An 18,133-nucleotide genomic window follows, 5' to 3' on the forward strand; every position below is an offset into this window, starting at 1 on the left:
GAGCCGCTCGCCCGGCTCCCGCAGTACGCACACGAAGGGCCCGGCACCCCCGGTTTCACGGGGATGCCGGGCCCTTCGGCGCGGGTGTCAGCTCTCGTCGTCGTCGCGATGGGCGTCGCCGTCGTCGCGATCGGCGTCGCCGTCGTCGCGATCGGCGTCGCCGTCGTCGCGATGGGCCGGCGGGGGTACGCGTATGACCACGCTGCCGCCGGCCAGGTCTATGGGGCCGCGCCCGGGGTCGGAGTCACCCACCTCGTCGAGGGTGAGCTCCTGGCGCCGGCGCTCCTCCTCCGTGTGCCGCCGCGCGGGCGCGAAGAACTCGTCGAGCCCACCGAACATCCGTGACCACCTCCGTCGACCGTCCCGTATCCGCACAACGCCGTACGGCGCCCGGCGCATCCCGTAACGCCCATCGGCTTTGTCCGGTGGGCGCCGCCGGGCCGCTCGGGCACGGTGAGTACGCGGTACCCCGCACCCGTCCGGCGAAGCACGGCGCGGGGGCCCGCTGGGGGCGGGTCACATGGTCGGCACGACGAGTCCCAAGGGGACGCAAAGGGCGGTCATCGTCGGCGGCGGCCGCCGGATACGCTGAAGGGCGAACATCCGGTACGCCCTCACAGGAGCACGTTGTGTACTTCACCGACCGCGGCATCGAGGAGCTGGAGAAGCGGCGCGGCGAGGAGGAGGTCACCTTCGAGTGGCTCGCCGAGCAGCTGCGCACCTTCGTCGACCTCAACCCCGATTTCGAGGTCCCGGTCGAGCGGCTCGCCACCTGGCTGGCCCGGCTCGACGACGAGGACGACGACGAGGAGTGAGCCGGACCCCGGCGTCAGGGCCGGGATGGCGGGGCCGGTGCGGGAACGCGTAATACGCGTCAGCCGGTGGTGCTGGTCCGCAGCCGGTCGTAGACGAGGCCGAGGGCGCCGTGGGCGACCAGGATCGCGCCCGCCGCGGTCCAGCCGCCGCTGCGGCGGGACAGGCCCCAGGCGGTGAGCGGGAGGCCCGCGGCCAGTTGGGCGGCGCCGAGCAGACGGGCCTTGGGGCCGCGCACCCAGGGGCCGAGCGGGCTGTCCTCGACCACGTCGAGCTCCGCGCGTACGGCATCGCGCCAGCCGGACCATGCGATCGGCTCGGCACCGAGAGCCTGGGCCACCGAGCGCAGCCGGTCGGTGGGCTCGCCCGGAGTGAGTCCGGCGGGCAGAGTCACTCCCGTGCGGGCCAGGACCGCGATGAGGCCGAACAGCCGGGCGCGGGCGTCGGCGGCCGGGTCGGGCAGGGTCAGGGCGTCCAGTGCCTCCCTGTCGTGTACGGGATCCAGGCCGAGCCGGGCCGCGAACGTCCGCATGGCCTCCCCCTCACCGACCGGCGTGCCGTCCGCCAGCCAGACGTAGCCGACCGTACGGCGAAAGCCCGACGCCAGGGTGTAGCCGGCCTGGGAGTCGTCCCACCACAGGGCGATGGCGGGCGCGCCGACCCCGATCGTGAGCGCGCCCGCCCAGCCCGCGAGCACCTCCTCGACGGGGCCCGCACCGGCCTGCCAGGGCTTGTCCGCGGGAACGATCACGCTCCAGCCGGTCCCGGCCGGCGCCAGCAGCATCCGCTCGCGCAGCAGATGGGCGACCGGGCGGACCATCGGGGGTTCGGCGCGGCAGAGGAGCAGGGCGCCGGGGGCGGCGGCATCGGGGACGGGCATGATCCATACGCTAGGCCATGTATGGCCCGATTTCCCCTTATTCGTACACGAATCGACACTCGTGGGGCATCGCATCGCCGCCGTCTTGACTTCCGGCGAGCGCGATATATCGTGTCTAGCCAGAGACGCGATATGTTGCGTCTTGCAGTACCCGGTCGCAGCGCCAGGAGGTCAGCAGATGTCCGAGTCCACGTGGACCGTCCCAGAGCCGCGGAAGCTCACCTTTGACGGGCACGACGAGCAGGGCGGTGATGGCGGGGACGGCGGCCACGGCGGTCCGGTGACGAAGCTCCAGGTGCGCATCGTCAACGGAACGGTGAACGTCGTCGGGACCGAGGAAAGTTCCGCCCGCCTTGAGGTCTCCTCGATCGAGGGACCGCCGCTGATCGTGACGCGCGACGGCTCCACGCTCACCGTCGCCTACGAGGATCTGCCCTGGCGCGGCTTCCTGAAGTGGCTCGACCGCAAGGCCTGGAACCGCAGCGCGGTGGTCTCGCTCGCCGTGCCGGCCGACGCGGACGTCGAGGTCGGCACGGTCGGCGCGGGTTCCGTGGTCTCCGGGATCCGGGGACGTACGGAGGTACGCGGCGTCAGCGGCGACACCACCCTCGTCAAGCTCGCGGGCCCGATCAAGGCCGAGAGCGTCACCGGCAACCTGGAGGCCCAGGCGGTCACCGGCGAGCTCCGCTTCAAGTCGGTCTCCGGCGATCTCACGGTCGTCGAGGGGGCCGGGGGCCGCGTGGCGGCGGAGTCGGTGAGCGGTGACATGCTGCTCGACCTGGACCCCGGGACGAAGGCCACCGACATCCGGCTGACCACGGTCTCCGGCGAGGTCGCCATCCGGCTGCCGCACCCGGCCGACGCGCGGGTCGAGGCGAACACCACGAGCGGGACCGTCTCCAGTGCGTTCGAGGACCTGCGGATCAGCGGGCAGTGGGGTACGAAGAAGATCACCGGCACGCTGGGGGCGGGCAACGGGACGCTCAGGGCGACGACGGTCTCCGGAGCCATCGCGTTGCTGCGCAGGCCGACGGAGCCGGTGGACGCAGCGGAGGCGACGGAGTCGACGGATGCAGGGGCGGGCGACGAGGGATCGCCGCCGCCCGGCGGATCGCCCACGTCGCCCAGCGCCGGCAGTTCGACCGACCCCACCAAGAAGGTGCTCTGACATGCCCCCCGTCTTCGCCCACGGCCGCCTCCGTCTCTACCTCCTCAAACTGCTCGACGAGGCGCCGCGCCACGGGTACGAGGTGATCCGGCTGCTCGAAGAGCGCTTCCAGGGGCTGTACGCGCCCAGCGCCGGCACGGTCTACCCGCGGCTCGCGAAGCTGGAGGCCGAGGGGCTCGTCACCCACACCACCGAGGGCGGCCGCAAGGTCTACTCGATCACCGAAGCCGGCCGCGCGGAGTTGGCGGGCCGGGGCGGTGAACTCGCCGATCTGGAGCTGGAGATCCGCGAGTCCGTCTCCGAACTCGCCGCCGAGATCCGCGACGACGTACGCGGCGCGGCGGGCAGCCTCCGCGAGGACATGCGCCGCGCGGCCCGCGAAGCCCGTACGGGGCAGGCCTCGGCCGGCGCCGGCCGAGGTGCCCGGAAGGGGTTCCCCGAGGCGTCCGACTTCTTCGACAGCGCGTGGGGCGACGGGGAGGCCTGGCAGCAGGCGAAGGAGGAGTTCAAGCGGGCCAAGCAGGAGTGGAAGGAGCAGGCGCGCCGGGCGAAGGACGAGTCCCGGCGGGCCCGCGACGAGGCCCAGCAGGCACGTCGGCAGGCCAAGGAGGCGCAGGAGAAGGCGCGCGAGGAGATGCAGCGGGTCGCGCGCGATGTGCAGCGCCAGGTGCAGGAGCACTTCGCGCGGGGGGACTGGCCGACGGGTGTGCGCGAGGGGCTGGCGGAGATCACCAAGGAGCTGGGCCGGTTCGGGTTCGGCCCCGCCCCGGCCCCGGCCCCGGGTTCCGAGGCGGGTGCGTCCTCGGCGGCCGATGTCACGGTTGAGCGGGTGGATCTCGGCAAGGTGGAGGCCGAGGGTGGGGCGGAGCCGGAGTGGGCGCGGGAGGAGCCGTCCGGGAACCCGGCGCGGGATCTCGACCGGTTGCTCGATCGTTTCCGGGACGACATTCGGGATGCGGCCCGGGATCACGGGGTGACCCCGCCCCAACTCCTGGAGGCGCGCCGCCACTTGGCGGAGGCGGCGGTCCGCATCGGGGGGGCGTTGCGGCCCCCGGGGGCGTAGGGAAACCTCCGGGGGCTCCGCCCCGGGCCCCCAGGTACAAGGGGTTGACGGACCCACCCCTCGGGGCTCCGCCCCGAACCCCGGGGGGTTCGCCCACCCACCCGCCCGTGCGGCGCGCCGCGAAAGCTGAACCCTGGGGCTGCGCCCCAGCCCCCCAGGGAGCCGCCCACCCACCCGCCCATGCGGCGCGTTGGGGAAAGCTGAGCCCCGGGGGCCCGCGCCCCAGGCCCCCGGAGGGTCGCCGCCCCTCGAACCCCAACGGACGCTGGGGTTCCCGCACGCACCCCCTCAGGGGCTCCGCCGCCGAACCCCCATCGCGCCTGAACGGCGCTCGTCCTCAAACGCCGGACGGGCTGAACATGCCACCCAGCACCATTCGCCCAAGCGACCCGAGGAACTGACACCCTCAGAGCCCAACGCGCCATAGGGGCGCGGGGAACTGCGCGAGAAGCGACCACGACTCGCACGTGACAGCGGGTTTCAGGGACGCGAGGAACCGCGCATGCAGCGCCCACGCCCCCAGGCGGGCACGGGCTCAACTGTGCAAGGACGCGAGCAACTGCACAGACCCGCCCCGAACCCCCGTAGTGCAGCGGGTGTCAGGGGCACGCGGAACACGCCAGAACCACCCCGGCCCCTCAGCACCCAACGCGCCACAGGGGCGCGGGGAACTGCGCGAAAAGCGACCACGACCCGCACGTGACAGCGGGTTTCAAGGGTGCGACGTACCAGACACCCAACCCCGCACTCCCCAGGCGCAAGCACCGGCAACCACTCACCCCGTCGAGGCGAACAGCACCCTCTCCACACCCCCATACGTCCCCCCGAACTCCGCAAGCACCTCCCCCACCACCCCCGGCCCCGCCGCCACCGCGAGCAGCAGGTGCTCGTCCCCGATGTGCTTCTGCTTGTGTGCCAGGGCGATGCGCAACGCCTTCTCCAGGACCTTCTTCGCCTCCTTCGTGAAGGAGGGCCGGCCCGAGGGCCACGCCTTGCCCCGGGGGGCGTCGGCCAGCGCGCCGTGGCCATGGGTCTGTTCCACCTTCGTGACGATCTCCTCGACGGAGATGCCGAGTTCGGACAGGGCCGCCGTGTCCGCCTTGGACAGGCCGCCCCGCCGCCGCGCGGCGGCCAAGGCCTCGACCACCTCGCCGCGGCGAGCGGTGACCCCGAGGGACGCGAGCGCGAAGGCCGCCTTGGTGCCCTCGCGGTCGAGCAGGGCCAGGAGCAGGTGTTCCTCGGTCACCACCGGGGACCCGGCCCGCGAGGCGTGCTCGACCGCACCCGTCACGACACCACGCGCGTCCACCGTGAATCGCTCGAACATCAATTCCTCCCGTGCTTCTTGTGGACGGCCTGACGGCTGATCCCCAGCTCGGTGGCGATCTCCTGCCATGACCAGCCCTGATTGCGGGCGCTTCGTACCTGTACGGATTCGAGCTGTTCAAGGAGTCGGCGCAGCGCGGCGACGGCTCGCAGCCCGATCCTGGGGTCGCGATCGCCGGCTCGTGCGGCGAGATCGGTGGCCTCGGTCATGCGTGTCAACTTACGTTGACATGACCCTCCTGTCAACCAACGTTGACAAGGGCGGGGCAAAGGTTCCCAAGCGAAAGGCCGCGGCCCCGCGTCTTCGTACACGCGGGGCCGCGGCCACGGAACTTCGGGGAACCGGTCTCAGCCCGTGGTGAGGACCACCTTCCCGAACACGTCCCCCGCCGCCACCTTCTCGAAGCCCTCCCGCGCCCGGTCCAGCGGGAGCACCTCGTCGATCACGGGGCGTACTCCCGTCGCCGAGCAGAAGGCCAGCAGGTCCTCCAGCTCGTCCTTGGTGCCCATCGTCGAGCCGACGACCTTGAGTTCGAGGAAGAAGATGCGGGTCAGTTCGGCGTGCGCGGGGCGGTCGCCACTGGTGGCGCCCGAGATGACCAGAGTGCCGCCGGGGCGCAGCGACTTGACCGAGTGGGACCAGGTCGCGGCCCCCACCGTCTCGATCACCGCGTCCACGCGCTGCGGCAGCCGCGCACCGGACTCGTACGCCTCGACCGCGCCCAGCTCCACGGCCCGCTTGCGCTTGTTCTCGTCGCGGCTGGTGGCGAAGACCCGCAGGCCCGCGGCCTTGCCCAGCACGATCGCGGCCGTGGCGACGCCGCCGCCCGCCCCCTGCACCAGGACCGAATCCCCGGGCCGGACACCGGCGTTGGTGAACAGCATCCGGTACGCCGTCAGCCACGCGGTCGGCAGACAGGCGGCCTCCGCGAAGCTCAGCCCCTTCGGCTTGGGCAGGACGTTCCAGGTCGGCACGGTGACCTGCTCGGCGAAGGTGCCCTGGTACTTCTCGGTGAGGATCGAGCGGCCCTCGGTGGGGCCGACTCCGTGGCCGCTCTGGCCGATCACCGAGTGCAGGACGACCTCGTTGCCGTCCTGGTCGACTCCGGCCGCGTCGCAGCCGAGGATCATCGGCAGCTTGTCCCCGCTGAGGCCGACCCCGCGCAGCGACCAGACGTCGTGGTGGTTGAGGGAGGCGGCCCGTACGTCGATCAGGCTCCAGCCGGGGCGTACCTCGGGGGCCGGGCGCTCCCCCAACTCAAGGCCGCTGAGCGGCTGGTCACGGTCGATGCGGGCGGCGTATGCGGCGAACATGGCCCTGACCCTAGGGTGCGCGGCCCGGCCGCCGGAACCTCCCACGGCTGTGACGCCCCGCACGCCGCGGTGGCACGAGGAACCCCCGCCCCGAAAACAGCCGTGCCGGGCTCCCCGCAAGGGAAGCCCGGCACGTCCGGCTACCGGCTACCGGCTACCGGCGGAACCCGTACCGCTACCGCCGCGCCACACCCTCGGCGCGGGCCGCGGCCGCCACCGCCGCCGTGACCGCGGGGGCGACCCGCTCGTCGAACGGGGACGGGATGACGTAGTCCGCGGCGAGCTGGTCGCCCACGACGTCGGCCAGCGCGTTCGCCGCGGCGATCTTCATGCCCTCGGTGATCCGGGAGGCCCGGACCTGGAGGGCGCCCGCGAAGATGCCGGGGAAGGCGAGGACGTTGTTGATCTGGTTCGGGTAGTCCGAGCGACCCGTGGCCACGACCGAGGCGTACTTGTGCGCGATGTCGGGGTGCACCTCGGGGTTCGGGTTGGCCATCGCGAAGACGAAGGCGCCCGGCGCCATGGAGGCGACCGCGGGCTCGGGGACCGTACCGCCGGAGACGCCGATGAAGACGTCGGCGCCGGCCAGCGCCGTCTCCAGGGAGCCGCTCAGGCCCGCCTTGTTGGTGAGCTCGGCGAGCTCGCGCTTGACGTCCGTGAGGTCGGTGCGGTCGCTGCTGACGATGCCCTTGCGGTCCGCGACCGCCACATCACCGAGGCCCGCTTCGAGCAGGAACTTGGCGATGGCGACACCGGCCGCGCCGGCGCCGGAGATCACCGCGCGCAGATCGCCGAGGGTGCGTCCGGTGAGCTTCGCCGCGTTGCGCAGGGCGGCCAGGGTGACGACGGCCGTGCCGTGCTGGTCGTCGTGGAAGACCGGGATGTCCAGGGCCTCCTGGAGCCGGCGCTCGATCTCGAAGCAGCGGGGGGCGGAGATGTCCTCCAGGTTCACCCCACCGAAGGACGGGGCGAGCCGGACCACGGTCTCGATGATCTCGTCCGTGTCCGTGGTCGCGAGCGCGATCGGAACCGCGTCGACGCCGCCGAACTGCTTGAAGAGGATCGCCTTGCCCTCCATGACCGGGAGGGACGCCTCCGGGCCGATGTCACCGAGCCCGAGCACCGCGGTGCCGTCCGTCACGACGGCGACGACCTGCGACTTCCAGGTGTAGTCGTGGACCAGCTCCGGGTTCTCCGCGATCGCGCTGCACACCTTGGCGACGCCCGGCGTGTAGGCGAGGGACAGGTCGTCCTTGTCGCGGATCGGCACGGTGGCCTGCACGGCCATCTTGCCGCCGCGGTGGAGCGCGAAGGCCGGATCGAAGGCGTCGACGGAATCTCCGTAGGCCTCCGGGCTGCTGTCGCTGCGAGGATTGACGATCTCCGCTGCCATGTTGTTGTACCCCTTAAGTCTTCATCAGTTGAGGGTGGCCACTCCTTGTTGAGGAGGGGTGGGCGGACCCGCGTACGTGCCCCGCTGAGGGCGGTTGGCCCGCCCCGCGGGGAGGAGGTACGTACGCGCGGGCGCGCCGCACACGCGCCCTGAGCCCCGGATGAGGGGTGTAAGGATCCTTCTTACCGGACAGTGACGTCCGCCGACGAGTCCATATTGGCCCAGCGCCGACGCTCCGTCGCAAGCGGCCTCCGTACCGTGACACGACTCTTGGCGTGATGTCACGACACTTCCGATACGCGGCGTGAAACGTGTCCACAACGCGAGATGAACCGGAGATTTTCCGGCCGCCGGGGGCGGTTCCCGCACATGGTCCGGCCCGTGGGGCCTTGGTATCTCGGCCTGTCGGGTTCGGGGGGTGACCCGTTATCCGATTTTGACATGGCTGCGACGCCGATTTCCGAGGTCCGAATGGCAAGATGCGACTTCACACGCGGTTCACACCGCGGTCGCGACACCCGAGGATGCGTGCACGACCACCGCCAGGACCTGTGCGTTCGTCGCCGCACGCACTCCATGGCCACTCCACTCAACATCTGCCGGAGGAACCCGACCATGACCGCAAGCACCACCCGCCGTACGACCGCCTCCAAGTCCCGGATTGCCGCGGTCGGCGCGATCGCGGTCGCGGGCGCCCTGCTGGTCACCGGCTGCGGTGACCAGACCAAGAAGGGCTCCGCCCCCGAGTCCTCGGGCGGCGCCTCGAAGTCCGCCCCGCTCTTCTCCAAGCTCCCCGCGAACATCCAGAAGGCCGGCGTCATCAAGATCGGTACGGACGCCACGTACGCCCCCATGGAGTTCAAGGAGGGCGAGAAGATCGTCGGCATCGACCCCGACATCGCCGCGGCCCTCGGCAAGCAGCTCGGTGTGAAGTTCGAGTTCACCAGCGGCACCTTCGACACCCTGCTCGGCGCGCTGCCGACCGGCCGCTACGACGCGGTCATGTCCTCGGTGAGCGACACCAAGGCCCGCCAGCAGGGCCTTGACAAGGACGGCAAGAAGACCGGTACGGGCGTCGACTTCGTCGACTACTACACCGCGAGCACCGGCATCCTGGTCAAGAAGGGCAACCCGGAGGGCATCAAGTCCACCGAGGACCTGTGCGGCAAGAAGATCGCCGTGCAGCGCGGCACCACCTACGAGCAGGCCGCCAAGGACCTCGCCGCCAAGTGCAAGACGGACGGCAAGGGCGAGCTGGCCTTCGAGCCGTACGCCACCGACGCCGAGGCGCAGACCCGTGTCAAGGCCGGCGGCGCGGTGGCCGACCTGAACGACTCCCCGGTGGCCGCGTACATCGCGAAGACCGCGGGCGGCGGCGCCGACTTCGAGGCGGTCGCCAACAAGTCGGACGCGGGCCCCTTCGGCATCGCGGTCGACAAGAAGAACACCCAGCTGCGGGACGCCCTCTCGGCGGCGCTGGACGCGATCATCGCGGACGGCACCTACAAGACGGCCATCGACAAGTGGGGCGGCGCACAGGGCGCCGTCACCAAGGCAGCCATCAACGGCGGCTCCTGACCCGCGCACCACTGAAGGGCAGTCGCTGTGACTGACAAGCTCGACAAGACCCCCTCCGGCCCGGCGGACGCCGCGCCGGAGCAGGTCCCCCCGGACGTCATCCGGGCCATCCCGGTGCGCCACTACGGCCGCTGGATCAGCGCCGTGGTCGTCGTCGCCGTGCTCGGCGCGCTCGGGTACGCGTTCGCCCAGGGCAATGTGCGCTGGGCCACCGTGACGGACAAGCTGTTCGACACCAGCATCCTGACCGGCCTGTGGCACACCGTGCTCATCAGCGTCGTCTCGATGGCCGTGGGTCTGATCCTCGGCGTGCTGTTCGCCGTGATGCGGCTCTCGAAGAACCCGGTGACCAGCTCGGTCGCCTGGCTGTACATCTGGTTCTTCCGCGGCACCCCGGTCTATGTACAGCTCCTCATCTGGTTCAACCTGGCGCTGATCTTCCCGATCCTGAACCTGGGGTTCTACAAGGACTACATGACCGCGGTCATGACTCCGTTCCTCGCCGCCCTGCTCGGCCTCGGCCTCAACGAGGGCGCGTACATGGCGGAGATCGTCCGGGCCGGCATCCAGTCGGTGGACGAGGGCCAGACCGAGGCCTCGCACGCGCTCGGCATGACGCAGATGCAGACCATGCGCCGCGTGGTGCTCCCCCAGTCGATGCGGGTGATCATCCCGCCGACGGGCAACGAGTTCATCAACATGCTCAAGACGTCGTCGCTCGTCGTCGCCGTCCAGTACCAGGATCTGCTGCGCAGCGCCCAGGACGTCGCCGCGACCTCGTTCGCGGTGATGGAGATGCTCTTCGTCGCCTCGATCTGGTACCTGGCTCTGACCAGTGTGTTCAGCGTCGGCCAGTACTACCTGGAGCGCCGATTCGCCCGCGGTTCGCTGCGCGCCCTGCCGCCCACGCCGCTGGAGCGCATCAAGTCGAACCTGCTCTCCCTCTCCCAGTGGCGGCGGTGACCCCATGACTGCACAACCGATGGTCAAGGCGGAGGGCGTCCACAAGTCGTTCGGCCCCGCCCACATCCTCAAGGGCATCGACCTGGAGGTGGCCGAGGGCGAGGTGTTCTGCCTCATCGGCCCCTCGGGTTCCGGGAAGTCGACCTTCCTGCGGTGCATCAACCACCTGGAGCAGATCAACGCCGGGCGGCTCTACGTCGACGGCGATCTGGTCGGGTACCGCCAGAAGGGAGACAAGCTGTACGAGCTCAAGGACAGCGAAGTCGCCCTGAAGCGGCGGGACATCGGCATGGTCTTCCAGCGCTTCAACCTGTTCCCGCACATGACGGCCGTCGAGAACGTCATGGAGGCGCCGGTCCAGGTCAAGCGGGAGTCCAAGGCGGTGGCCCGTGAGCGGGCCCTGAAGCTGCTCGACCGGGTGGGCCTCGCCGACAAGGCGGGCAACTACCCCTCGCAGCTCTCCGGCGGCCAGCAGCAGCGCGTGGCGATCGCCCGTGCGCTTGCGATGCAGCCGAAGCTGATGCTCTTCGACGAGCCGACGTCCGCGCTCGACCCCGAGCTGGTGGGTGACGTCCTGGACGTCATGCGGGGTCTCGCCGAGGACGGCATGACGATGATCGTGGTCACCCACGAGATGGGCTTCGCGCGTGAGGTCGGCGACTCGCTGGTCTTCATGGACGACGGCGTGGTGGTCGAAGCCGGCAACCCGCGCGACGTTCTGACGAACCCTCAGCACGACCGCACGAAGTCGTTCCTGTCGAAGGTGCTGTAACTCGCCCCGACGGAAGGGGGGTTACGGGCTCTGGCCTGTAACCCCCCTTTTTCCATGGGCTACTTGAGGGCGAGGAGCAGGGTGTCGGAGGGCGAGGCCCATACCGGGCGGGCCTCGGCGAATCCGGCCGCGCGCAGCGCCTCGGCGTGCCAGCCCGCCGAGGGCATGTCGCCGTCGGCGTGCTCCCCGTAGATCTCGTACCGCCGGGCGGTGGGCTCGGCGAGGGCCGGGTCCTTCGCGGCCAGCGCCCACCACTGGGCCCAGTCGAGGGCGCCGTCGGCCTGGGCGCGGTCCATCCGGGCGTGGCGGTGGGCGCGTTCGGCCGCGTTGATGCGCGGGGTCGCGGGGTCGATCATGTGGTCGGCGTTCATGAACACACCGCCGTCGCGGACGAGTTCGGCGATCTGTCCGTACAGCGCGGCGAGCGGAGCGCTGTGCAGCCAGTGCAGGGCGGTCGCGGTGAGCACGGCGTCGTAGGAGTCGTACGGGAGCGACCGGGCCCAGTGCGGGTCCTTGAGGTCGGCCGTCACGAAGGTGACCCGGTCGTCCCCGGCGAAGGTGCCCTCGGCGATGGCGAGGAGCGCGGGGTCCAGATCCACCCCGGTGCTGACGGCGTCCGGGAACCTCTTGAGGAGCCGGTCCGTAATACTCCCCGTACCGCACGCGAGGTCGAGCACGCGCGGCGCGGGACCGACGCAGGCCTCGACCATGTCGAGCATGATCCGGAAGCGCTCCTCCCGGTCCGGCATGTACCACTCCTGCTGGCGGTCCCAGCTGTCCTGCCAGCCCCGCCAGTCGGTGCTCGTCCCGGCTTCCGCCCCAGTCTCCGACACCGTGATCCCTCCCAAGAAAGCCACCTGTAATACCCTCAAAGGGCATACAGCCGTTACCTGCGAACACTCCAGACCCTAGACCGCCGCCGTAAGGACTACAAGTGGAACTGGCCTATTACTCGGACTATGCCGTGCGTCTGGTCAACACCGAGGAGCCGGCCCGCAACAAGGACGCCCTGACCTCGGTCGACGCGGTGCGCGAACTGTTCGGCGGCAACAAGTCGGCGGCCCGCCGGGCCACGGACGCGGATGTGACGCGCTTCCGTTCGGTCCGGGCCCGGCTGCGGGCGGTCTTCGAGGCGGCCGACCGGGGCGAGGAGGTCCAGGCGGTGGACCTGCTCAACTCGCTGCTCCTCGAATTCCCCGTCAGCCCGCAGGTCTCGGGCCACGAGCACCGCGACGAGGACGACCGCCCCCTGTGGCACATGCACCTCGCCGACCACCCCTCGAACGCCACGGCGGGCTACGCGGCGATCGCCTCCATGGGGCTCGCCTTCCACCTCACGGAGTACGGGGTCGACCGGCTCGGCCTGTGCCAGGCGGCGCCGTGCCGCAACGCCTACCTGGACACCTCGACCAACCGCTCGCGCCGCTACTGCTCGGACCGCTGTGCGACCCGGGCCAATGTGGCCGCCTACCGGGCCCGCAAACGCCTGGAGACCGACCGGTCGGAGAGCACCGGCCGCACCGAGGAGAGCGCCCAGGACGCCACGTAGCCGAGGGTGCGCCGGCGTCCGGCCGTCATCGGCCGGAACCGTCCGCGCACCCGGCCGAGCACCAGGTCGAACGGCACCGTGCCGAACGCCCTGCTGTCCACGGCCTCGTCGTCGGTGTTGTCCCCGAGCACCCACCAGCCGCCCTCGCGCAGCTCCATCAGGCGCTTGACGATGAGCAGGTCCTGTTGCAGGGGGTGGCGCAGCACCGCCACGTCCCCGGCCCGCAACTCGGCCCCGTAGTGCACCAGTAGCTGGTCCCCGTGCAGCAGCGTGGGAACCATCGAGGTCCCCAGGACCTCGGCGATCCCCAACAGCGCGCTCGGCTCCCGCCCCTCATCCGTCATACGTCACCCACCTCCCGGCCACCGGCACCCCGCCGCCACTCCCACGGTACGTTCCGCCACGGGTCCGAGGACGACCCTGGACTTTTGACCTAAGCCCATGGGGGCACCCGCGAAATCCCGTCTCTCACCGAGTAATGTCCCACCTGAGAAGACGATCACGAGGAAGGACAGCTCAATGCTTTCCCGCCTGTTTGCCCCCAAGGTGAAGGTCAGCGCGCACTGCGACCTGCCCTGCGGCGTGTACGACCCGGCCCAGGCCCGCATCGAGGCGGAGTCGGTCAAGGCCGTGCAGGAGAAGTTCCAGGCCAACGAGGACGCGCACTTCCGTGCCCGTGCCGTGGTCATCAAGGAACAGCGCGCCGAGCTCGCCAAGCACCACGTTTCGGTGCTGTGGAGCGACTACTTCAAGCCCCCGCACTTCGAGAAGTACCCGGAGCTGCACCAGCTGGTCAACGACACCCTGAAGGCCCTCTCGGCCGCCAAGGCGTCGACCGACCCGGCGACCGGCCAGAAGGCGCTCGACCTCATCGCCGAGATCGACCGCATTTTCTGGGAGACCAAGAAGGCCTGACCCGGGCCGAGTCCGCGTGGCCGTGCGCGATCCCCGATCGCCTCGGTCCCGGCACAGCGAGAAGGGCCCGACCGGTTCGCCGGCCGGGCCCTTCTCGCTGTCGCCGTACGGGCGCGGGAATCCGGTTGGCCGGGCGGGGGCGCCCGTTCTACGGTGGCGTCCGTGACGGATCGGATGCGTACGCCCCGCTGCCGGGTGATCGTGCTCAACGGAGGGTCGAGTTCCGGCAAGTCCGGGATCGCCCGGTGCCTCCAGGACGTGCTGCCGGGGGCCTGGCTCACCTTCGGCGTGGACTCGCTGGACGCGGCCATGCCCGCTGCGCTGCGCGAGGGCGACGGCGGTCTCGACATACGGCCCGACGGGTCGGTGGGCGTCGGCCCCGAGTACCGCCGGCTCTCGGACGCCTGGGCGCTCGGCGTCGCCGCGATGGTGCGGGCCGGCGCCCACGTGGTGCTCGACGAGGTCTTCCTCGACGGCGCCGGCGGGCAGAAGCGCTGGCTGCACGCGCTCGACGGGCTCGACGCGCTCTGGGTCGGCGTCCGCTGCGACCCCGACACCGCGGCCGGCCGCGAGGCCGCGCGCGGCGACCGGGTCCCCGGCATGGCCCGCGCCCAGGCCGAGTCCGTCCACCTCGGGGTGGGCTACGACATGGAGGTCGACTCGGCCGCCAGAGAGCCCATGGCCTGTGCCCTGCTGATCGCCGAGCGGTACGCGCAGCACGTACGCGGGGCTCGTGGTCGGGAGGCGTGACGGAGGGGACGCCTCGGACGGTCGCCTTCCGGGTTAGCTTCGAGGGCATGGAATCTCTGGAGCCTCCGTACCCCCGGCTTCTCGCCGACCGCTACGAAGCGGCGTTCCGCTTCTACGAGGCCATACTGCCCGGGCTCACCGGCTGCACCCTCGCACGCGGCAACTCCACGTCCGGATACGCCAGTTGGGACGCCCCTGACGGCCGGACCGCGCTCGCGCTGTTCACCCGGGCCGCGATGGTCTCCGCGCTCGGCCGGGAGCGGGTGCCGAGCGGGGGCGCGTCCCTCGTGATCCACCTGGCCACCCGGGAGGCCCTGGACGCCGCGGTCCCGCTCTGCGTGAAGGCGGGCGGCACCGTGGCCGAACCCGCGCGGGACCTGCCCGAGTGGGGCCCCGGACTGCGGGCCGCGCACATCCTGGACCCGGACGGGAATCTGGTGGAGCTCCAGACGTACTAGGGGCCGGCCCCGAAAGCCCGGGGGACGCAGAGCGGCCGTCGTGCGGCGGGGAGCCCTGAGGACTCCCCGCCGCACGACGGCCGCGGGAGGAACACAACGGGGACGGTGAAGGTCAGATGGCGTCCAGGAGGGACGGCTGGAGGCGTGAGCCGGAAGGGAGTTGGCGCCGGATGTCGTCGAGTACGGACCCGAAGTCCAGCTCGGCGCGCCCGCTGGCGTACACCGCTCCCCCGTAGTGCAGGGCGACCCCGAGGTCGGGCTCCGGCGGTTTCAGGGAGAGCAGGCAGCTGAGGGTGGCCTGCTGGACCGCGCCGTCGTCGGAGGCGATGGGCACGGGCATGTCCCATTCGAGTACGAAGTCACGGAGGTTCCCGCCGTCGAGCGCGAACGTGCCGCTCTCCGCCGGTATCCCCGGTACCGGGCCGAGCGAGTCGAAGCTCGCTCCGGCGAAGTCGACCCCCCTGATCCGGGTCCGCAGTTGCGTCCCGTCAGTGGTGATCGTCAGCGCTTCTGATCCTAGGCGGTCCCGATACCAACCCGCCCATGACTGTGGTGTCATGGGCGGAGATTAGCGGCGCACCCTGCTGTTCGTCACAGGGGGTGACCGAAATGGGTGTTACCGCTTCCTTGCGTACTTCGCCACGAGCGCCCCGTTGTCGAACGATCGCGACTCGGTCAACTCGAACTGCCGGGCGGCGAATTCACCCGACACCATCCGGATTCCGGCGCCCGCCAGCACCGGATAGGTCTTGATGACCAGCTCGTCGATCTCCTCGGCGAGCTGACCGGCGAGGTCGCCGCCGCCGCACAGCCAGATGCCGAGGCCGTCCTGTCGCTTCAGCTCGCGCACCTTGGCCACGGGATCGCCGGCCACCAACTCGACGTCCGGGTGCGGGGGTTGAGTGAGGCTCCGGGAGAAGACATATGTCGCGAGATGGGCGTACGGATTGGACAGGCCGTCCTTGAGCCCCAGAGCGTAGGTGGCCCGGCCCATCAGGACGGTGTCGTAGTGGGTGTTCTCGGCGTCGTCGCAGCCGAAGTACCGCCGGCCGGGCGTGGCGAGCGTCTCCGGCCATGCGGCCTTCAGGTACTCCAGGTACGCCGGGGACAGCTGGTCCAACAGGAACTGGATCTCGCCATCGGGGCCCGCGATGAAGCCGTCGAGGGACATGCCGATGAAATACGAGAGCTTGCGCAAACTGACCTCTTGGGCTCGGGGGCGTGGCCTTCACCGCTGACCACGACAGTTATAGTGCTTCAGGTGTAGTGGTTGCGCAACCCCCTTTTCCGGCAGAGGAGTTCCGGCGTGGTCAGAAACCCCGAACGGCGAACGGCCCTCGTGGACGCGGCGATCGAAGTGCTCGCACGCGAAGGAGCGCGTGGCCTCACCTTTCGCGCCGTCGACGCGGAGGCGGGCGTCCCGGCGGGCACCTCGTCCAACTACTTCAGCAGCCGGGACGACCTGTTCACCCAGGCCGGCCGGCACATCCACGTCCGCATGGCGCCGGATCCGGCCGAGGTGGCCGAGGTGATGCGGCCGGGGCCCTCGCGCGAGCTGGTCGCCTCGCTGACGCACTGGGTGGTGCGGCGCATGACCGCCGAGCGCACCGGCTGTCTGGCCATGCTGGAGCTGCGCCTGGAGGCCACTCGTCGGCCCGCGTTGCGGGCGGAGCTGACCCGCGCCCTGCGCGCGGACCTGGAGGCCAACATCAAGTTCCATGTGGAGTCCGGCCTGCCGGGCGACGCCGACACCGTCCGGCTGCTGTACCTCGCCGTGAACGGGCTGCTCGTCGAGACCTTCACGCTGCCGGGAATGTTCGGCGCGGTGGGAGCGGAGGGGGACGAACAGGGCCTGTCGGAGGGCGAGTTGGTGAGTGTCGAGGTGGTCGACCCCGAGACCACCCGGCTCGTACGTCTCATCGTCGATCGCATCGTGCCCGCCTGAGCGAGCCCTCAACTGACGGTCAGCACGGCCGAGTTGTCGCGCTCGGCCCAGCGGACCGCGGGACCGAGGGCGAGGCCCGCGGCGAGGAACAGGGCGCCCAGCAAGAGCCAGCCGGGGACGCCCCAGTCGATGACGAGCGCGGTGAGCAGCAGCGGGCCGAGCATCCTGGCCAGCGGCACGCCCATGCCGAAGAAGCCCTGGTACTGGCCCTGCTGGTCGGCCGGGGCGAGGTCGAAGCCGATCTGCCAGGCGCCCGCAGACTGCATCATCTCGCCCGCCACCTGGAGCCCGCCCGCGACGAGCAGCACCAGGACGGCGACCCAGCCGGGCGCCCCGACCGCGCTCAGCGCGAACACCGCGCAGGAGGCGAGCATCAGGACCCCGCCACGCGCCACGGTCCGCGCCGCGCTGGGCAGGTCGCGTACGGCCGACGCGGTACGGACCTGGAAGAGCATCACGGCGCCGGTGTTGAGCACCAGCAGGGCGGACACCAGCCAGCCGGGCGCGTCGGTGCGGGTCACGGTCCACAGCGGGATGGCGAGGCTGATCAGCGGCATCCGCAGCAGGAGCAGCGTGTTGAGGAGGGTGACCAGGGCGTAGGGCCGGTCGCGCAGCACCGCGAACCGAGGGCCCCGGTTCGGGGTCGCCGCCCTCGGCGGCACCACGGGCAACCGGAGCAGGACGAGCGCGCAGAGCAGGAAGGCGGCCGCGTCCAGGGCGAACACCGTGAGGTAGGCGGTCCGGGTGCCGTAGTGCAGCGCGACCCCGCCGAACGCGGCGCCGACGGCGAGTCCGGCGTTCAGCGTGGACTGGAGGTGCGCGAGGACATGGGTGCGGTCGGTGCGGTCCACGAGGGCGGCCAGGAGCGCCTGGCGGGCGGCGGCGAGGCCGGTCTGGGCGGTCGCGTAGCAGCAGGCGGCGAGCACGAAGGGGAGGAAGCCCCGGACGACGAGGAAGGCCGCGACCGAGGCGCCGGTGGCGGTGGCGAGCAGGACGGCCACGGTGCGCGGTCCGCGCCGGTCCGCGAGCTGTCCGAGCGGCACCCCGGCGAGCGCGCCGACGGCCCAGGCGAGGGTCAGACCGAGGCCGATACGGGTGGGCGAGAGGCCGACCACGCGGCTGAAGTACAGCGCCGAGGTGACGAGGAAGGCGCCGTCGCCCAGCGAGTTGACGAGCTGGGCGGCGGCGAGGCCGCGGGCGGGGCCGGCCGGCGGCAGGAGTCGAGAGGGCATGCCCTCATCAAATC

At 71.1% G+C, this 18,133-nt stretch carries 22 protein-coding genes; 11 read left to right on the top strand and 11 right to left on the bottom strand.

Annotation, left to right across the window (positions count from 1 at the left end; all coding sequences use genetic code 11):
* Nucleotides 1-87: 87 nt before the first annotated feature.
* Nucleotides 88-339, bottom strand: a complete 252-nt coding sequence (locus tag N4G70_RS18805) for a DUF6191 domain-containing protein (RefSeq protein ID WP_261713825.1) — start codon at nucleotides 337-339, stop codon at nucleotides 88-90.
* 290 nt (nucleotides 340-629) lie between these two features.
* Here N4G70_RS18805 and N4G70_RS18810 point away from each other — a divergent pair, with 290 nt between their 5' ends.
* Entirely contained in the window at nucleotides 630-815 is a 186-nt protein-coding gene (locus tag N4G70_RS18810) for a DUF6104 family protein (protein ID WP_037674049.1), read from the top strand.
* Nucleotides 816-874: 59 nt separating this feature from the next.
* Here the strand turns inward: N4G70_RS18810 and N4G70_RS18815 are convergent, their stop codons facing one another.
* Nucleotides 875-1,693, bottom strand: coding sequence for a hypothetical protein (locus N4G70_RS18815; protein WP_261713826.1), 819 nt, complete (start codon nucleotides 1,691-1,693; stop codon nucleotides 875-877).
* A 178-nt stretch (nucleotides 1,694-1,871) separates the two neighbouring features.
* Between N4G70_RS18815 and N4G70_RS18820 the strand changes: the two genes are divergently transcribed.
* Nucleotides 1,872-2,861, top strand: coding sequence for a DUF4097 family beta strand repeat-containing protein (locus N4G70_RS18820; RefSeq protein ID WP_261713827.1), 990 nt, complete (start codon nucleotides 1,872-1,874; stop codon nucleotides 2,859-2,861).
* Between the two features lies 1 nt (nucleotide 2,862).
* Nucleotides 2,863-3,924: a PadR family transcriptional regulator gene (locus N4G70_RS18825; protein ID WP_261713828.1), complete on the top strand. Its 1,062-nt coding sequence runs from the start codon at nucleotides 2,863-2,865 to the stop codon at nucleotides 3,922-3,924.
* 775 nt (nucleotides 3,925-4,699) lie between these two features.
* On the opposite strand, the gene N4G70_RS18830 is transcribed toward N4G70_RS18825, so the two are convergent.
* The 4 genes from N4G70_RS18830 to N4G70_RS18845 form a co-directional block, all read right to left on the bottom strand.
* A complete protein-coding gene (locus N4G70_RS18830) occupies nucleotides 4,700-5,251 on the bottom strand; it encodes a Clp protease N-terminal domain-containing protein (RefSeq protein WP_261713829.1) in 552 nt (183 codons plus the stop codon).
* A complete protein-coding gene (locus N4G70_RS18835; protein WP_120721424.1) occupies nucleotides 5,251-5,460 on the bottom strand; it encodes an HTH domain-containing protein in 210 nt (69 codons plus the stop codon). Before N4G70_RS18835 ends, N4G70_RS18830 begins: the two co-directional genes overlap by 1 nt.
* Before the next feature lie 138 nt (nucleotides 5,461-5,598).
* Nucleotides 5,599-6,564, bottom strand: coding sequence for a zinc-binding dehydrogenase (locus N4G70_RS18840; protein WP_261713830.1), 966 nt, complete (start codon nucleotides 6,562-6,564; stop codon nucleotides 5,599-5,601).
* Between the two features lie 175 nt (nucleotides 6,565-6,739).
* Nucleotides 6,740-7,957 carry an NADP-dependent malic enzyme gene (locus tag N4G70_RS18845; RefSeq protein WP_120721426.1) on the bottom strand — a complete coding sequence of 406 codons (1,218 nt, stop codon included), beginning with the start codon at nucleotides 7,955-7,957 and terminating at the stop codon, nucleotides 6,740-6,742.
* 615 nt (nucleotides 7,958-8,572) lie between these two features.
* Between N4G70_RS18845 and N4G70_RS18850 the strand changes: the two genes are divergently transcribed.
* The 3 genes from N4G70_RS18850 to N4G70_RS18860 are packed head-to-tail and all read left to right on the top strand — an operon-like array spanning nucleotide 8,573 to nucleotide 11,270.
* Nucleotides 8,573-9,535, top strand: a complete 963-nt coding sequence (locus N4G70_RS18850; protein ID WP_261713831.1) for an ABC transporter substrate-binding protein — start codon at nucleotides 8,573-8,575, stop codon at nucleotides 9,533-9,535.
* A gap of 27 nt (nucleotides 9,536-9,562) precedes the next feature.
* A complete protein-coding gene (locus N4G70_RS18855; protein WP_261713832.1) occupies nucleotides 9,563-10,498 on the top strand; it encodes an amino acid ABC transporter permease in 936 nt (311 codons plus the stop codon).
* 4 nt (nucleotides 10,499-10,502) lie between these two features.
* Nucleotides 10,503-11,270, top strand: a complete 768-nt coding sequence (locus N4G70_RS18860) for an amino acid ABC transporter ATP-binding protein (protein WP_053730660.1) — start codon at nucleotides 10,503-10,505, stop codon at nucleotides 11,268-11,270.
* Nucleotides 11,271-11,329: 59 nt separating this feature from the next.
* Here the strand turns inward: N4G70_RS18860 and N4G70_RS18865 are convergent, their stop codons facing one another.
* The gene (locus N4G70_RS18865; RefSeq protein WP_261714025.1) at nucleotides 11,330-12,019 is read right to left on the bottom strand and encodes a trans-aconitate 2-methyltransferase; all 690 of its coding nucleotides are present in this window, start codon (nucleotides 12,017-12,019) and stop codon (nucleotides 11,330-11,332) included.
* A 185-nt stretch (nucleotides 12,020-12,204) separates the two neighbouring features.
* Here N4G70_RS18865 and N4G70_RS18870 point away from each other — a divergent pair, with 185 nt between their 5' ends.
* Entirely contained in the window at nucleotides 12,205-12,819 is a 615-nt protein-coding gene (locus tag N4G70_RS18870) for a CGNR zinc finger domain-containing protein (protein WP_261713833.1), read from the top strand.
* Here N4G70_RS18870 and sodX read toward each other — a convergent pair.
* Complete coding sequence (gene sodX / locus N4G70_RS18875; protein ID WP_261713834.1) at nucleotides 12,738-13,163, bottom strand: nickel-type superoxide dismutase maturation protease; 426 nt, start codon at nucleotides 13,161-13,163, stop codon at nucleotides 12,738-12,740. The two genes, N4G70_RS18870 and sodX, sit on opposite strands and share 82 nt — an antisense overlap.
* Nucleotides 13,164-13,338: 175 nt before the next feature.
* On the opposite strand from sodX, the gene sodN reads away from it, so the two are divergent.
* The 3 genes from sodN (at nucleotide 13,339) to N4G70_RS18890 (ending at nucleotide 14,942) form a co-directional block, all read left to right on the top strand.
* Complete coding sequence (sodN, locus tag N4G70_RS18880; protein ID WP_053730656.1) at nucleotides 13,339-13,734, top strand: superoxide dismutase, Ni; 396 nt, start codon at nucleotides 13,339-13,341, stop codon at nucleotides 13,732-13,734.
* Nucleotides 13,735-13,929: 195 nt separating this feature from the next.
* Entirely contained in the window at nucleotides 13,930-14,484 is a 555-nt protein-coding gene (gene cpt, locus N4G70_RS18885; RefSeq protein WP_261714026.1) for a chloramphenicol phosphotransferase CPT, read from the top strand.
* 47 nt (nucleotides 14,485-14,531) lie between these two features.
* Entirely contained in the window at nucleotides 14,532-14,942 is a 411-nt protein-coding gene (locus N4G70_RS18890; protein WP_261713835.1) for a VOC family protein, read from the top strand.
* 112 nt (nucleotides 14,943-15,054) lie between these two features.
* Here N4G70_RS18890 and N4G70_RS18895 read toward each other — a convergent pair whose 3' ends face one another.
* Together N4G70_RS18895 and N4G70_RS18900 are read right to left on the bottom strand one after the other, a co-directional pair.
* Nucleotides 15,055-15,501: a DUF6304 family protein gene (locus N4G70_RS18895; RefSeq protein WP_261713836.1), complete on the bottom strand. Its 447-nt coding sequence runs from the start codon at nucleotides 15,499-15,501 to the stop codon at nucleotides 15,055-15,057.
* Between the two features lie 57 nt (nucleotides 15,502-15,558).
* Nucleotides 15,559-16,140 (bottom strand): dihydrofolate reductase family protein, encoded by a 582-nt coding sequence (locus N4G70_RS18900; protein ID WP_261713837.1) that lies wholly within the window; start codon nucleotides 16,138-16,140, stop codon nucleotides 15,559-15,561.
* Nucleotides 16,141-16,248: 108 nt separating this feature from the next.
* On the opposite strand from N4G70_RS18900, the gene N4G70_RS18905 reads away from it, so the two are divergent.
* A complete protein-coding gene (locus N4G70_RS18905; protein WP_261713838.1) occupies nucleotides 16,249-16,887 on the top strand; it encodes a TetR/AcrR family transcriptional regulator in 639 nt (212 codons plus the stop codon).
* Between the two features lie 8 nt (nucleotides 16,888-16,895).
* Here N4G70_RS18905 and N4G70_RS18910 read toward each other — a convergent pair whose 3' ends face one another.
* Nucleotides 16,896-18,119: an MFS transporter gene (locus N4G70_RS18910; protein WP_261713839.1), complete on the bottom strand. Its 1,224-nt coding sequence runs from the start codon at nucleotides 18,117-18,119 to the stop codon at nucleotides 16,896-16,898.
* Nucleotides 18,120-18,133: the final 14 nt, after the last annotated feature.

This window comes from Streptomyces sp. ASQP_92 (genome assembly GCF_025399895.1).
Classification (GTDB): domain Bacteria; phylum Actinomycetota; class Actinomycetes; order Streptomycetales; family Streptomycetaceae; genus Streptomyces.